This window comes from Aerophototrophica crusticola, assembly GCF_012913305.1.
Classification (GTDB): Bacteria; Pseudomonadota; Alphaproteobacteria; order Azospirillales; family Azospirillaceae; genus Niveispirillum; species Niveispirillum crusticola.
In genome coordinates, this window is sequence record NZ_CP051775.1 from 338,752 (window position 1) to 351,123 (window position 12,372).

At 69.6% G+C, this 12,372-nt stretch carries 16 protein-coding genes; 9 read left to right on the plus strand and 7 right to left on the minus strand.

Annotated elements, in window-relative coordinates; translation table 11 throughout:
* Positions 1-9: 9 nt before the first annotated feature.
* Positions 10-915 carry a quinoprotein relay system zinc metallohydrolase 2 gene (locus HHL28_RS01615; RefSeq protein WP_075771195.1) on the plus strand — a complete coding sequence of 302 codons (906 nt, stop codon included), beginning with the start codon at positions 10-12 and terminating at the stop codon, positions 913-915.
* Positions 916-920: 5 nt separating this feature from the next.
* Positions 921-1,727 (plus strand): quinoprotein dehydrogenase-associated SoxYZ-like carrier, encoded by an 807-nt coding sequence (locus tag HHL28_RS01620; RefSeq protein ID WP_075771260.1) that lies wholly within the window; start codon positions 921-923, stop codon positions 1,725-1,727.
* Positions 1,728-1,914: 187 nt separating this feature from the next.
* Here the strand turns inward: HHL28_RS01620 and HHL28_RS01625 are convergent, their stop codons facing one another.
* Positions 1,915-2,334 (minus strand): hypothetical protein, encoded by a 420-nt coding sequence (locus HHL28_RS01625; protein WP_075771196.1) that lies wholly within the window; start codon positions 2,332-2,334, stop codon positions 1,915-1,917.
* Between the two features lie 214 nt (positions 2,335-2,548).
* Between HHL28_RS01625 and gntA the strand changes: the two genes are divergently transcribed.
* The 4 genes from gntA (at position 2,549) to HHL28_RS01645 (ending at position 5,175) form a co-directional block, all read left to right on the plus strand.
* Positions 2,549-3,244, plus strand: coding sequence for a guanitoxin biosynthesis heme-dependent pre-guanitoxin N-hydroxylase GntA (gene gntA / locus HHL28_RS01630; RefSeq protein WP_075771261.1), 696 nt, complete (start codon positions 2,549-2,551; stop codon positions 3,242-3,244).
* Positions 3,241-3,837, plus strand: a complete 597-nt coding sequence (locus HHL28_RS01635; protein WP_404326248.1) for a DUF1989 domain-containing protein — start codon at positions 3,241-3,243, stop codon at positions 3,835-3,837. The genes gntA and HHL28_RS01635 overlap by 4 nt, the downstream gene beginning before the upstream one ends.
* A gap of 157 nt (positions 3,838-3,994) precedes the next feature.
* Positions 3,995-4,666 (plus strand): thioredoxin family protein, encoded by a 672-nt coding sequence (locus tag HHL28_RS01640; protein WP_075771197.1) that lies wholly within the window; start codon positions 3,995-3,997, stop codon positions 4,664-4,666.
* A 134-nt stretch (positions 4,667-4,800) separates the two neighbouring features.
* The gene (locus HHL28_RS01645; protein ID WP_075771198.1) at positions 4,801-5,175 is read left to right on the plus strand and encodes a VOC family protein; all 375 of its coding nucleotides are present in this window, start codon (positions 4,801-4,803) and stop codon (positions 5,173-5,175) included.
* 171 nt (positions 5,176-5,346) lie between these two features.
* Here the strand turns inward: HHL28_RS01645 and HHL28_RS01650 are convergent, their stop codons facing one another.
* The 5 genes from HHL28_RS01650 to HHL28_RS01660 form a co-directional block, all read right to left on the minus strand.
* A complete protein-coding gene (locus HHL28_RS01650; protein ID WP_404326250.1) occupies positions 5,347-6,969 on the minus strand; it encodes a hypothetical protein in 1,623 nt (540 codons plus the stop codon).
* Positions 6,970-7,031: 62 nt separating this feature from the next.
* The gene (locus HHL28_RS18145; RefSeq protein WP_404326252.1) at positions 7,032-7,178 is read right to left on the minus strand and encodes a hypothetical protein; all 147 of its coding nucleotides are present in this window, start codon (positions 7,176-7,178) and stop codon (positions 7,032-7,034) included.
* Between the two features lie 144 nt (positions 7,179-7,322).
* Positions 7,323-7,952: a 2OG-Fe(II) oxygenase gene (locus tag HHL28_RS01655; RefSeq protein WP_075771200.1), complete on the minus strand. Its 630-nt coding sequence runs from the start codon at positions 7,950-7,952 to the stop codon at positions 7,323-7,325.
* Between the two features lie 52 nt (positions 7,953-8,004).
* Entirely contained in the window at positions 8,005-8,262 is a 258-nt protein-coding gene (locus HHL28_RS18150) for an ELM1/GtrOC1 family putative glycosyltransferase (RefSeq protein ID WP_404326254.1), read from the minus strand.
* Positions 8,235-8,984: a mitochondrial fission ELM1 family protein gene (locus HHL28_RS01660; RefSeq protein WP_404326255.1), complete on the minus strand. Its 750-nt coding sequence runs from the start codon at positions 8,982-8,984 to the stop codon at positions 8,235-8,237. Before HHL28_RS01660 ends, HHL28_RS18150 begins: the two co-directional genes overlap by 28 nt.
* Before the next feature lie 142 nt (positions 8,985-9,126).
* Here HHL28_RS01660 and HHL28_RS01665 point away from each other — a divergent pair, with 142 nt between their 5' ends.
* The gene (locus HHL28_RS01665) at positions 9,127-9,642 is read left to right on the plus strand and encodes an Lrp/AsnC family transcriptional regulator (RefSeq protein ID WP_075771202.1); all 516 of its coding nucleotides are present in this window, start codon (positions 9,127-9,129) and stop codon (positions 9,640-9,642) included.
* 112 nt (positions 9,643-9,754) lie between these two features.
* On the opposite strand, the gene chrA is transcribed toward HHL28_RS01665, so the two are convergent.
* Entirely contained in the window at positions 9,755-11,071 is a 1,317-nt protein-coding gene (chrA, locus tag HHL28_RS01670) for a chromate efflux transporter (RefSeq protein WP_075771203.1), read from the minus strand.
* A gap of 109 nt (positions 11,072-11,180) precedes the next feature.
* Between chrA and HHL28_RS01675 the strand changes: the two genes are divergently transcribed.
* Complete coding sequence (locus HHL28_RS01675) at positions 11,181-11,675, plus strand: DUF4442 domain-containing protein (protein WP_404326257.1); 495 nt, start codon at positions 11,181-11,183, stop codon at positions 11,673-11,675.
* Positions 11,648-12,256 carry a TetR/AcrR family transcriptional regulator gene (locus tag HHL28_RS01680; protein ID WP_169654571.1) on the plus strand — a complete coding sequence of 203 codons (609 nt, stop codon included), beginning with the start codon at positions 11,648-11,650 and terminating at the stop codon, positions 12,254-12,256. Before HHL28_RS01675 ends, HHL28_RS01680 begins: the two co-directional genes overlap by 28 nt.
* Positions 12,257-12,372 lie beyond the last annotated feature (116 nt).

The following is a 12,372-nucleotide window of genomic DNA, read 5'->3' on the forward strand; positions in this document are numbered from 1 at the left end:
GGGGTGACCATGCCACGCCTTGCCCTGACGCTCCTGCTCCTGTTGCTGCTGCCCGGCCCCGCCTGGGCCGTGGAGCCCCTGCCGGTAACGGAGGTGGCGCCGGGCGTGTTCGTGCACCGGGGCGTGCATGAGGAATCCGGCCCGGCCAATGGCGGGGACATCGCCAACATCGGCTTCGTGGTCGGGCGGGACGCGGTGGCCGTGGTGGACAGCGGCGGCACGCCGGGGATCGCCCGGCGGCTGCTGGCGGCGGTGCGGGCGAAGACCGACCGGCCCGTGCGCTATGTCATCAACACCCACATGCACCCGGACCATGTGCTGGGCAACGGCGCGCTGGCGGGGGAGGGGGTTACCTTCGCCGGCCATGCCAACCTGCCCGCCGCCCTGTCCGCCCGGTTCGAGACCTATGTCTCCCGCGCCAAGGACCATCTGGGGGAGGCGCCGGTGCTGGTGCTGCCGACCCTGCTGGTGAAGGACCGGGCGGAGATCGACCTGGGCGGCCGGGTACTGGACCTGGCGGCCCACCCCACGGCCCACACCAACAACGACCTGACCGTGCTGGACCGCCAGACCGGCACCCTCTGGGCCGGGGACCTGCTGTTCCGGGAACGGCACCCTTCCCTGGACGGCAGCGTCAAGGGCTGGCTTGCGCTGTTGGACAGGTTGGTGACGGTGCAGGCCACCCAGGTCATCCCCGGCCACGGCCCGGTGGCGGAGTGGCCGGAGGCGGTGGAGCCCTTGCGCGCCTACCTTGCCCAGGTGGTGGGGGAGGTGCGCGCGCTGCAGAAAGAAGGGGTGGGGATCGCCCATGCCGTCCCCCGCGTGGCCGTGGAGGCGAAGACGCGGTGGGAACTGTGGGAGACCTACCACCCGCAACTGGTCACGGCGGCCTACGCCGAGCTGGAATGGGAGTGAACGCCATGAAGACCCGTACCTTGCTGCTGGCCGGCCTGCTGCTGGCGCCCCTGCCAGCCTATGCCCAGGAAGCGCCGACGCCCGAGGACCAGGAGCGTTGGGCCTATGTGCGGGAAACCCTGTTCCCCGGCCGAAAGGCGGAACCCGCCGGCGACCGCCTGGCGCTGGAGGCGCCGAACCGCGCCGCCGATGCGTCCATCGTGCCAATCGCGGTGACGGCCAAGGATGACCCCGCCGACCCGGTGACCAAACTCCACCTGTTCATCGACGACAACCCGGTGCCCCGCGCCCTGTCGGCCACCCTGGGGCCCGCCGCCGCCCGGCCGGCGCTGGAAACCCGGGTACGGGTCAACGAATACACCTGGGTCCATGCCGTGGCGGAGACCAAGGCCGGCCGCCTGCTGGAGACGGGCCGCTTCGTCAAGGCCAGCGGCGGCTGCTCCGCCCCCGCCCTGAAGGACCCGGCAGAGGCCGCGGCCCGGCTGGGCAGGATGAAGCTGAACCTGCCCGCCGACTTCCGCCCGGGGGAGCCGGTGAAGGCCCAGATCCTGGTCAGCCACCCCAACAACAGCGGCCTGCAATTCGACCAGGTCAGCCGCACCTACATCCCCGCCCATTACGTGGACAAGGTGCTGGTCCGCTACAACGGGCAGGAAGTGGCGACGGTGGAGGCCGACATCTCCCTTTCCGAGGACCCCAGCCTGCACTTCGCCTTCACGCCCGAACCCACCGGCACCCTGGAGGTGGAGGTCACCGACAGCAAGGGCGCCAGCTTCAAGCAGTCCTGGCCGGTGGCCGCGCGGGGGAGTTGACGGGGGGCAGGGCACCGATGTCACCCCGGCCTTGAGCCGTGGCCCTTGGGAAAGCGGACGTGCCAAGGAATGGCAACGGGGGACAGAATCAAGGACAACAGGGGCTTTCGGTGCTTTGCATCGACCGTTCCCGAGGGCCCCGGGTCAAGCCCGGGGTGACCTCATGTGCCTTGCACTGTTTTTCCCCTCACCGCGCCGCGTGGTCGCGGGAGAAGCATTCCAGATCGGCGTCGAGCTGGGCCTGGCGGAAGCGGTCCATCAGGTCCTTGACCCAGTTCACGTCGCGCAGCGCCCCGGCCCGCTCGCCCGGCATCTGGGCCAGGGCCATGGCGGTCTCCACCGACGTGTAGTCCTCATAACTGATCTGGCTGGCGATCACGTCGATGCTGCACGAGCATTTGCGCACGGCCTCGTGCGACTTGCCGTTGGTGGCCATGCAGCCCAGCACGTAATCCACCCGCGCCTCGGTGGGATAGTCGTTGGCAAGGGCGGGTGCCGCGGGGGCCGTGGTCGGGCCCGTGGCGGTGGCGGGGTTGGGATCGGCTGCAAGGGAAGGAACGGCCAGGAGCAGCAGGGCTCCGGCGGCGGCACTCAGCATCCTGGGCATGTCTCACTCCCGGCGGGGCGGGCGTGGGCGCCCGCCCTTCTTGTTAGACCGACCAGTCTGGGCGCAGCGGGGGCGGCTGGCAACTAGCTGTTCGGGCCCGGGCCCCCCGACCATCGGATGATGCCCCGGGAACCCAAGGGGGGTCTGCGGAGTTTTCCAGGTCCCGCCGGCAAGAGAAACCGCCGGCATGCCGCAGATGTCAGGGCAGGGCCGCATGTCTTCCGCCGTGCACCGCATATCCAGCCTTCCTAATGAACTGGTCTCCTTTATCCGAAACCCCGCTTTCCCTTGCGTGGCCGCGAAAAGTGCCGTGAGCCGGGAGCAGGTTGACATCATGGAGGCCGGGAATCTGCTGGATGGGCAGTATGACCTGGACATCCTGGCGCGCATCGGCGGCTTCGTCCGGAACTACCGCCGCCGCCGTCCCCTGTTCACCAGCTTCGCCGTGCTGTTCCGCCAGCCCACCGACCTGACGGAGGTGGCGTTCGAGAAGGCGCTGTGGCGGCGGCTGGCGGGGCTGCATGAGCTGGACCGCCGCCGCCATGGTTGGGACCCCTCGGTCAGCAGCGATCCCGCCTCGCCCGATTTCAGCTTCAGCCTGTTCCGCCAAGCCTTCTTCATCATCGGCCTGCACCCCAACAGCAGCCGCCGTTCCCGCCGTTTCCGGCGGCCGGCCCTGGTGTTCAACCTGCACGACCAATTCGAGCGGCTTCGGGCCAACGGCAGCTTCGGCCGGATGCAGACGGTGATCCGGGAGCGCGACGCCAGCTATTGCGGCCGGCCCAACCCCATGCTGGCGAACTTCGGCGACCTTTCGGAGGCGCGGCAATACAGCGGCCGCGCCGTGCCCAGGGGCTGGACCTGCCCGTTCCGCCCGCGCACCGACACGGGTGAGAGGGAGGCCGCATGAGCGACGGCATGGTCCAGGTGATCCCGCCCCGCAGCGCGGCGGCGATCGAGCTGAAGGCGGGCCAGCACCTGAAGGTCATCGACCCGGAGGGCGAGCAGGTGGCCGACCTGCTGGCCCTGAACCGCCATGACATGGCGGAGGTGCTGTCGTCCGGCCGGACCCTGGACTACCAGGAAACCATCTACCTGACCCGGGGCGACATCCTCTGGTCCAACCGCAGCCGCCAGATGCTGGCCATCCTGGAGGACACGGTGGGGCGGCATGACTTCCTGCTGACCCCGTGCAGTGCCGACACCTTCCGCATCATCTATGGACACGCCCATCCGCACCGCGGCTGCCAGGGGAACCTGCACGCCGCGCTGGCACCCTATGGGGTGGCGGCGGAGGGGCTGCCGGCCTGCTTCAACGTTTTCATGAACGTGCCGGTGGACGCCCAGACCGGCCGGCTGAAGGTGCTGCCGCCCCTGTCGAAGCCGGGTGACCATGTGCTGTTCCGGGCGGAGATGGACCTGCTGGTCGGCCTGACCGCCTGCTCGGCGGAGCAGTCCAACAACTACCGCTTCAAGCCCATCCACTATCAGGTTCTGGATTAGGGGGTGTTCGTGGACACCCGGTGCCGGCGCCGGGTGAACATGCAAAGTTCCTGATAATGATTTCCCCAGGAAAATAACGGCGATCAGGGGGTTTGACGGTTGCGGGCCGTGCCCCCACATCCCGCGGGAAGGCCATACTCCTGGGAGGTCCTTGCCGATGCGTACCCCGGTTTCCCGCCGCCGTTTCCTGGCCGGCACCAGCACCCTCGCCCTGGGCGGCGTCGCCGTCGCATCGGGCGCCGCCAGCCTGATCCCCGCCCCGGCCTTCGCCGCCGCCGGCACGGTGGGCCAGCCCGCCCCCGCCTTCAGCCTGAAGGACGTGGATGGCAAGACCGTCAGCCTGGCCGACCACAAGGGCAAGGTGGTGGTGCTGGAATGGACCAACCATGGCTGCCCCTTCGTGCGCAAGCACTACGACACCGGCAACATGCAGGCCCTGCAGAAGGAAGCCACGGGCCAGGGCGTGGTCTGGCTGACCATCGTCAGCTCTGCCGAGGGCCAGCAGGGCTATGTCACGGCGGATGAGGGCAAGAAGCGCATGGCGGAGGAGAAGTGGGCATCCTCCCACCTGCTGCTGGACCCCGCCGGCACCGCGGGCCGCGCCTATGATGCCAAGGTCACGCCCCACATGTACGTGATCGGCAAGGACGGCACCCTGCTGTACAACGGCGCCATCGACGACCGCCCGACCACCAAGAAGGAAGACGTGGCCGGCGCCACCAACTTCGTCCGCCCGGCCATCCAGGCGGCCCTGTCCGGCCAGCCCGTGCAGAACGCCACCAACAAGGCCTATGGCTGCACCATCAAGTACAGCAAGGCGTCGGCGTAAGCCGGTCCCGTTCCGATCGCGTGGATTGGCCCCTCCCCGGCTTCGCCAGGGAGGGGTTTCACTTTTTGGGCGCTTGCTGAAGGCAGGCGGCTTCGGCACCGTCCCACCCGTTGCCATCCAGCACGGACCATCCCATGCACATCACCCACGTCGCCCTCTGGACCCCCGACCTGGAGCGGGCGCGCGGCTTCTATGAGCGGTGGTTCGGGGCGAAGGCCGGGGAGAAGTACCGGAGCGCCTCCCGCCCCTTCGAGAGCTATTTCCTGTCCTTCCCCGATGGCGCCCGGCTGGAGCTGATGACCGCCCCGGACGTGGGGGGCACCCCGGCCAAGGCGGGTTGGGCCCACATCGCCATCGCGGTGGGGTCGAAGGAGACGGTGGATGCGCTGACGGCAGAAATGCGCGCCGCCGGCGTCCCCGTCACCTCGGGACCCCGCACCACGGGCGACGGCTATTACGAGAGCACCGTGGAGGACCCGGACGGGAACGTGGTGGAGATCACCGTGTAGGGTCGGGCAAGCGGCGACACCCCCTCACCCCGAGGGGGTGAGGGGGAAAGCCCCAATCCGCAGGGAAATGCTCGCCTCAGAACCCGAACATGTGGTCCAGGCTGAACGCCCCGTCGGCGCCGTCGCGGACCAGGCCGTGGTAGCCGAACAGGCGGCAGGTGGTGTCGCGGATCAGGATGTAGGCGTGCTCCCCGCCGCCGCCAGCTCATCCTCGGCGAAGGTCAGGCTGGCGCGGAAATGGTAGCTGCCGTTGCAGGCGATACGCACGCTGCGGCGCGCGATTTCCTGCCCGTCCCGGCGGGTCAGGATCAGGTGGGTGTCGCTTTCCCGGTGCCAGGGCGTGCTGGCCGGGTAGATCAGGTGGCAGAGCGTGTCCGCCCCGTCCACGCCGGTGCGCAGGAACAGCCGGGTGGTCAGGCCTGGGGCCCGGCCGGCATAGGATTGCGGCTCGTCCTTGTAGGTCAGCACCGTGTTGAACATGTGGGCGCCGAAGCTGGTCTCCGCCCCATGGCCGGTTTCCGTGTCCTCATACCGGAACAGGGCGTGCAGCCAGCCGTCCGCCTCGTCCCCAGCGGCGAAATCATAGACCAGTTCCATGTGGCCGTAGCCGGACTCCAGCCCGTGGCCGTTCACCAGCTCCGCCGCGTCCAGGGCGGTGGCATGGTCGCGGGGCAGGCTTCCCAAAGACTTGCGCGCCACCTCCGTGCCGTTGGCGTCATACAGGATGGCGGCCAGGGGCAGGGTCTGCTGGTTTCGGCCCATGGGGGTGGGCAGCGCGATGCTGCGGAACCGGTCCACCGGCAGCACGGGCGCGGGCAGGATGTAGCCCTTGCCCATCAGGTTGCCCAGCTCCGCCAGCTTCGGGTTGGTCTTCAGATCCGTCCGCTCCACGTTGGGGTGGGCGATGCGGCGGCGCTCCGGCTTGCCGGGGGCGGTGCTGACGATCTCATAGCGCGGGCGGACGAAGTGCTTGCCGGCGCGGACCTCCACCTGTTGCGGCCATTTCAGGTCGGGCAGTAAGTCAGCCACGTCCAGCGCCAGGGTGCCGAAGGCGGGCACGCCCTGTGGCAGGGCCACGGCGTCACCGTCCCGGCCCATGGGGTTCAGGGACACGGCGCCGGCGGGGATCGGGGTGGGGAAGCTGTTCTGGACCCAGAGGATCACCCGCTCCCCGTCCTGCGGCGCGGGCAGGCCGGCGTAGAAGTCGGCGGGCCAGGCGTTGGCGTCGTGGGTGCAGGACAGCACGTGCGGGTCGTCGCCATAGGTGTCCAGCGCGTACTTCACCACGTCATGGCCGGCGGCGCCGACCACGTGGATGAAGAGCTGCCCCTCGAAGTCGCCCAGCTCGAAGCGGCGGCGCACCTCGGCGCTGTCCACCACCACGGTGCCGCCGGCGGCGGGCAGGTCTTCCGTCCACTGGGCCAGCACCTCGCCCCGGGCGTCGAACAGGCACAGCCAGAACTTCGGGGCGCGGGCGCCGTAGCCGGACCAGTAGTTGGCGGTCACCACGCGGGTATGCAGCCCGTCCTTGTCCCGGAAGAAGGCGAAGTTGGTGGCCCAGTTCAGCGGCGTCAGGTAGCCGCGCGTGTCGGTCAGCAGGGTGTCCGGCAGCTTCAGGCCGTCCAGCGTGACCACCTGCATGCCCGCCGGGATCAGGTGGCGGACCTGGGCCACCAGCTTGTCCGCGTCGAAGCCCATCACCAGCAGGGACTTGGCGTCGCTGTCCGGCAGGGCGGTCACCGGCTCCGCCTCCCGGCCCAGGGTGGTGCGGCCGATGCGCTCCACGTCCTGCACGAACAGGCCGGTGATCCGCAGGGACGACAGGGGGTACAGCTCGGCGAACGCCTCTGCCAGGTTCAGGGGTCGTAGACGGCCACCGTGCCGCTCTTGCGCAGCCGGTCCAGAAGCGTCGCCGCCTTGGACGCCACCAGGGGGTGGCCCAGCGCCTTGAAGGTGCTGTTGCCGCCCGTGACGTTGCTGAAGGTCTCGATCCGCAGGGCCATGGGAATGCCGGTCTCGATCTCGATGTCGGGGTTGGGGCCTATATAGACCGCGATGCCCCCGTCAACACGCGGCGATCCTGCATGCCCCCGCGCCCCCCGCCCGGCGCATGGCCGCTGCCAACGGGGGGCGGGGCGAGGGTCACCTCACCCGAAGCTCAGCAGCTTCTTCACCTTGGACGAGATGCCATGCCGGAACTGCTCCCGGCGGACCACGCCCTCATCCGTCACCCAGTTCAGCTGGATGGCGCGGCGCGGTCCCTCCACGCTGGTGTGGCCGTGCCAGGCGGTGGGGCCGTTGCGGAAGGCCAGCAGCGTGCCCTCATCCGGGGGGACCTCCACCACGGGGTTCTCCAGGCTGTCCGGCGTGCGCAGCAGGCGCAGGCGGCCGTCGCTGCTTTCCCAGCTCGGGTTCATGTAGATCAGCACGGTGATCAGCTTGGTCTTGCTGTCCGTGTGGATCTGGCCGTCCTTGGCGCGGGCCATGCCGCGCACCGTGACCATGGTGGGATGGCCGGTCAGGTCGATGCCGAACTTCTCCTCGAACGCCCGGGTCATCTCCGGCCCCTGGATTTCCTCCATCAGTTTCTGGAAGACGGGGCCGAAGCGCAGTTCCGGCAGCGGGTGGCTGCCCGGCTTGTCAACCTGGGGATAGTCCTGGTGGATGGCGTCCCGGGCCGCGGCCTGGATGAAGCCGGGCACCACCAGATGGTCATAGGGGTCCGACGCCAGCGGGGTGGCGCGGAACTTGTCCAGGTCGATCAGGGTGGCGGTCATGGGTTGCTCGTTCGGTTGGTCCGGAAATAGCTGTCCCCAAACCATGTCCCGATCAAGGCGCCTTCCCGTGACCCCCCGTCCGGGCTGCCATGCGCCGACGCACCTCTTCGGCGATGCGGGGGGTGTCGTCCAGGGGGGCGTAGGTCCAGTGCCCCAGCTCCCCCTTGAACGGCCGGGCAACGCCGTCGGCATAGAGGTCCTCATGGAAGCGGCGGAACTTGGGCGACCCGCCCTCCAGCTCGATCACATAGACCGGCTTCCCCGTGCTCGCGGCCTCGGAGATCATGGAGACGCTGTCGCAGGTGGCCACCACGGCGTCGGCCAGGCCAAGGTAGCCGAAGTAGGGGTTCGGCCCCGTCCCGTCCCAGACCACGGCGGGCAGGTCGCGCAGGCGGGCGCGCAGGATGGCCTCGTTGTCCTCCCCGTCCGGCGGGACGGGGTGACCATCAGCCCGGCCCCGTGGCGCTTGGCGATGTCGGCCAACTGCTCCGCCACGTCGGCCATGACCGTGGGCGTCAGGCGGTAGACGCCGTTGCTCCCGCCCACCAGCACGGCGATGCGGGGGTGGGGCAGGTGGGCCAGCGTCGGGGCGAAGGCCTCCGCCTCCCGTTTCAGCCGTTCCGCCGTCACCCGGTGCAGGGCGCCGCGGGTCTGCAGCACGTTGCGGCCGGCCTTGCCGTCATGCCGGGGCAGGGCCACCAGGTCCACCCATGCGAAGGGGATGCCCGGGTCCTGGATATGGACCCAGAAGGTGCGGCCGCGGCTTTTCCGCCGGATGGCCAGGGCCGGGCCCACGGCCTGGCGGCCGCTGGTCACCAGCAGGTCGGGCCAGGGCGGGTCCAGCGGGTCGCTGTTGCCGGCCAGGGCCAGGGGCAGGGGTGTGGGCAGATAGGGGCTCAAGGACCGCCAGGGTTGGCGCAGGGCCACCCGCTTCGCCTGGGGTGCCAGCCCCACCGCCTCTGCCAGGCCCAGGCATTGGTTCTCCATCCCCGGCTTGCCGTCGGTCACCACCCAGCAGGTCTGCCTGCCCATTCCCGTCTCTTCCCACGTTGCGGACGGTCTTATCGAAAGCACGGTTCGGGCAAGCGGTGAACCCTTTGCTACGGAGGGGCAGCCGTGTAATATCCTTTCTCGACAGCCCCCTTTCGACCCCCTGGAGCATCTAGATACCACCATGCGGCGGGTTAAACTCGACCGGATCGACCGGCGCATCCTGCGCGACCTGCAGGCCGATGGCCGGATGACCAACGTGGAACTGGCCCGCCGGGCCGGCATTTCCGCCCCACCCTGCCTCCGCCGCGTCCGCGCGCTGGAAGAGGCCGGATACATCCGCGGCTACCATGCCGACATCAACCCGGAAGCCATGGGCTTCCACGTCACCGTCTTCGCGCAGGTGGGCCTGTCCTCCCAGGCGGAGGCGGACCTGAAGCGCTTCGAGTCGCTGGTCAATTCCTGGCCGGAGGTGCGGGAGTGCAACATGCTGGCGGGGGAGACGGACTTCCTGTTGAAGGTCGTCGCCGCCGACTGGGACAGCTACCAGAAGTTTCTGACCTCCAAGCTGACCGCAGCCCCCAACGTCAGCCACGTGAAGTCGGCCCTGGCCATCCGCCAGTCCAAGTATGAGCCGGGCGTTCCTATCGACGTGGAGATCGGGCCGGAGTCCAAGGACGAGGACGACGAGGAGGAGTGACCCTCCCCCTCGGTTTGTAGAGCCAGGAACAAGGGCGGGACGGCACGGGCCTCCCGCCCTTTTCGTATTTATGGGCGTGTGCCAGCCTGCCCGGAGGCGGCGATGCCGTGGTTTAAAGTACGCCCCTCACCGCCGCCCACCCCAACCCCACAAGCGCCCCCGCCAGCACCAGCCAGTGGACGGCGACCTTGAAGCGGACCAGGGCCACCAGCCCGGCGAGGGCAAGGACGACGGCGAACCAGTCCAGCACCCCCGGCTGCGGCATCAGCACATGGATGCCCAGGAAGACGCCCAGGTTCAGGATGACGCCCACCACGGCCGCGGTGATGGCGGCCAGGGCGCCGGATGCGGCGCGGTTGTGGATCAGCCGCTCCACATAGGGGGCGCCGGCGAAGATGAAGAAGAAGCAGGGCAGGAAGGTGACGTATAGGGTCAGGGCGCTGCCCAGGGTGCCGGCCCAGAAGGGGGACAGGCCCCCGGGGTTGTTCCAGCCGGCGAAGAAGCCGACATATTGGGTCACCAGGATCAGGGGGCCCGGCGTGCTCTCCGCCAGGGCCAGGCCGTTGACCATGTCCGCCGGGGTCAGCCAGCCCAGGGCCACGCCCCGCTCCGCGATGTAGGGCAGCACGGCATAGGCGCCGCCGAAGGTGACGAAGGCCGCCTTGGTGAACAGGGTGGCCACGGCCTGCCAGGGCTCCGTCCCGAACAGGGCCAGCACGGCCCCCACCGGCACCACCAGCAGCACCAGGAACAGCAGGGCCAGCTTCGCCAGGTGGCCCAGGCCCTTGGGCGGCTTCGTCTCCGCCACCTCGCCCTCGGCCCCGCCGCCATGCCCTGCCGGGGCGAACAGGTGCAGGCCGGCGCGGGCCGCCAGCCAGCCCAGCACACCCGCCCCCAACACGATGACGGGGAAGGGCACCTTCAGGAAGTACAGGCCGACGAAGGCCGCCGCCGCCAAGGCCACCGGCGCCCAGCCTTTCAGAGTCTTGGTGCCCAGCCGCCAGACGGCGGCGGCGATGATGGCCACCACCACGGGCTTCACCCCGTCGAACAGGGCATCCACCCAGGCCAGGTCGCCATGCTCCACCGCCAACCAGGACAACAGCCACAGCACCAGGGCGCCGGGCAGGATGAAAAGCAGCCCCGCCGCCAAGCCCCCGGCCACCCCATGCAGGCGCCAGCCGATATAGGTCGCCAGTTGCTGCGCCTCCGGCCCCGGGAGCAGCATGCAGAAGTTCAGCCCGTGCAGGAAGCGTGGTCCGTCGATCCAGCCGCGCCGGTCCACCAGCTCATGCTGCATCAGCGCGATCTGCCCGGCCGGCCCGCCGAAATTGATGCAGCCCAGCTTGGCCCAGAAGCGCAGCGCCTCCCCAAAGCCGGGCCGGGCCGGGCCGGGGACGTCGTCTGGGGACAGGGGCGGCGTGGTCATCCGGCGGCTCTCCTCATGGCGCGTCCGGGCATATGTCGGCTTGGTGGGGTGCTTGACAAGCCTGTCGCCCAATCGCAATGTCACCAGTGGCGACATTAAGAGCCGACACATGCTCAAACTCGCCCTTCCAATCCTGTTCAAGGTGAGGCCCGCCATGGTCTATGAGATGATCCGCAAGCAGATGGCCGGCAGCGTGCCCTATGCCACCCACACCGGCGTGGAGCTGGTCAGCATCGGTGACGGAAGGGCGGAAGCCCTGTTGCCTGACCGGCCGGAGGTCAAGAACCACATCGGCAGCCAGCATGCCGGCGCCCTGTTCACCCTGGGGGAGACGGCCAGCGGTGGCGCCATGGCCGGGGCGATGGCGCCGGTTCTGCTGTCGGTCCGCCCGGTGGCGGCCAACGCCCGCATCGCCTACACCAAGGTGGCCAAGGGCCCGATCCGCGCCTTGGCCCGGGTGGACGCGGACAGCGCCGCCCTGCGCGCCACACTTGAGGCGGACGGCAAGGTGCGCTTCGATGTGGCGGTGGACCTGCTGGACGAGGGCGGGGAGACGGTGGCGACCATGGCGGTGGAATGGCACGTGAGCAAGAAGCGGGGCTGACCCCGGCCCGGGACAGCTTCCACCATGGCAACCTGCGCGCCGCCGCGCTGGAGGCGGCGCGTCGCATCGTCGAGGAGCAAGGGCCGGAGGGGCTGAGCCTCCGCGCGGTGGCGGCGGCCACGGGCGTGAACCACCGCGCCCTTTACCGCCACTTCGCCGACCGGGACGATCTGCTGGCCGCCGTGGCGGCGGACGGGTTCGGGTTGCTGCGGGACGGCATCGCCGATGCTTTCGCCGGGGCGGGCGCGACCACGCCCCTCGCCATGGTCACCGGCTATGTCGACTTCGCCCTGGGCAACCCGCGGCTCTATGCCCTGATGTTCGGCATGGGCGGGCAGGCCTTCCTGACCCACTCGGTGCTTGCCCCCGCCGTGGCCGGGGTGACCGACCTTGCGGCAGAGGCGTTCCGGCAGCCGGGCGACCCGCCGGGCTTCAGCCTGGCCCTGCGCGACCGGGTCATGCTGGCCTGGGGCAGCGCCCACGGCCTGTGCGACCTCTGGGCCCGCGGAGCCCTCCGCGCCAAGGGCCCGGCCGAGGCGCGGGCCTATGTGCTGGGGCTGTTGGCAGGCCGGTTCGGGTAAGCTTGTCCGGGGGACAAGGTTCGAGGTGACAGGCTTGCTCACCTGACGCATCACATTCTTTCTGTTTCCCCTGCGAAAGCAGGGGCCCACAGTTCTTCAGCGGCAGTTACGTTGGA

Coding starts and splice junctions, on each gene's coding strand:
- HHL28_RS01615 (WP_075771195.1), top strand. CDS start 10: ATGCCACGCCTTGCCCTGACGCTCCTGCTCCTGTTGCTGCTGCCCGGC.
- HHL28_RS01620 (WP_075771260.1), top strand. CDS start 921: ATGAAGACCCGTACCTTGCTGCTGGCCGGCCTGCTGCTGGCGCCCCTG.
- HHL28_RS01625 (WP_075771196.1), bottom strand. CDS start 2,334: ATGCCCAGGATGCTGAGTGCCGCCGCCGGAGCCCTGCTGCTCCTGGCC.
- gntA (WP_075771261.1), top strand. CDS start 2,549: ATGTCTTCCGCCGTGCACCGCATATCCAGCCTTCCTAATGAACTGGTC.
- HHL28_RS01635 (WP_404326248.1), top strand. CDS start 3,241: ATGAGCGACGGCATGGTCCAGGTGATCCCGCCCCGCAGCGCGGCGGCG.
- HHL28_RS01640 (WP_075771197.1), top strand. CDS start 3,995: ATGCGTACCCCGGTTTCCCGCCGCCGTTTCCTGGCCGGCACCAGCACC.
- HHL28_RS01645 (WP_075771198.1), top strand. CDS start 4,801: ATGCACATCACCCACGTCGCCCTCTGGACCCCCGACCTGGAGCGGGCG.
- HHL28_RS18145 (WP_404326252.1), bottom strand. CDS start 7,178: ATGGCCCTGCGGATCGAGACCTTCAGCAACGTCACGGGCGGCAACAGC.
- HHL28_RS01655 (WP_075771200.1), bottom strand. CDS start 7,952: ATGACCGCCACCCTGATCGACCTGGACAAGTTCCGCGCCACCCCGCTG.
- HHL28_RS01660 (WP_404326255.1), bottom strand. CDS start 8,984: ATGGGCAGGCAGACCTGCTGGGTGGTGACCGACGGCAAGCCGGGGATG.
- HHL28_RS01665 (WP_075771202.1), top strand. CDS start 9,127: ATGCGGCGGGTTAAACTCGACCGGATCGACCGGCGCATCCTGCGCGAC.
- chrA (WP_075771203.1), bottom strand. CDS start 11,071: ATGACCACGCCGCCCCTGTCCCCAGACGACGTCCCCGGCCCGGCCCGG.
- HHL28_RS01675 (WP_404326257.1), top strand. CDS start 11,181: ATGCTCAAACTCGCCCTTCCAATCCTGTTCAAGGTGAGGCCCGCCATG.
- HHL28_RS01680 (WP_169654571.1), top strand. CDS start 11,648: ATGGCACGTGAGCAAGAAGCGGGGCTGACCCCGGCCCGGGACAGCTTC.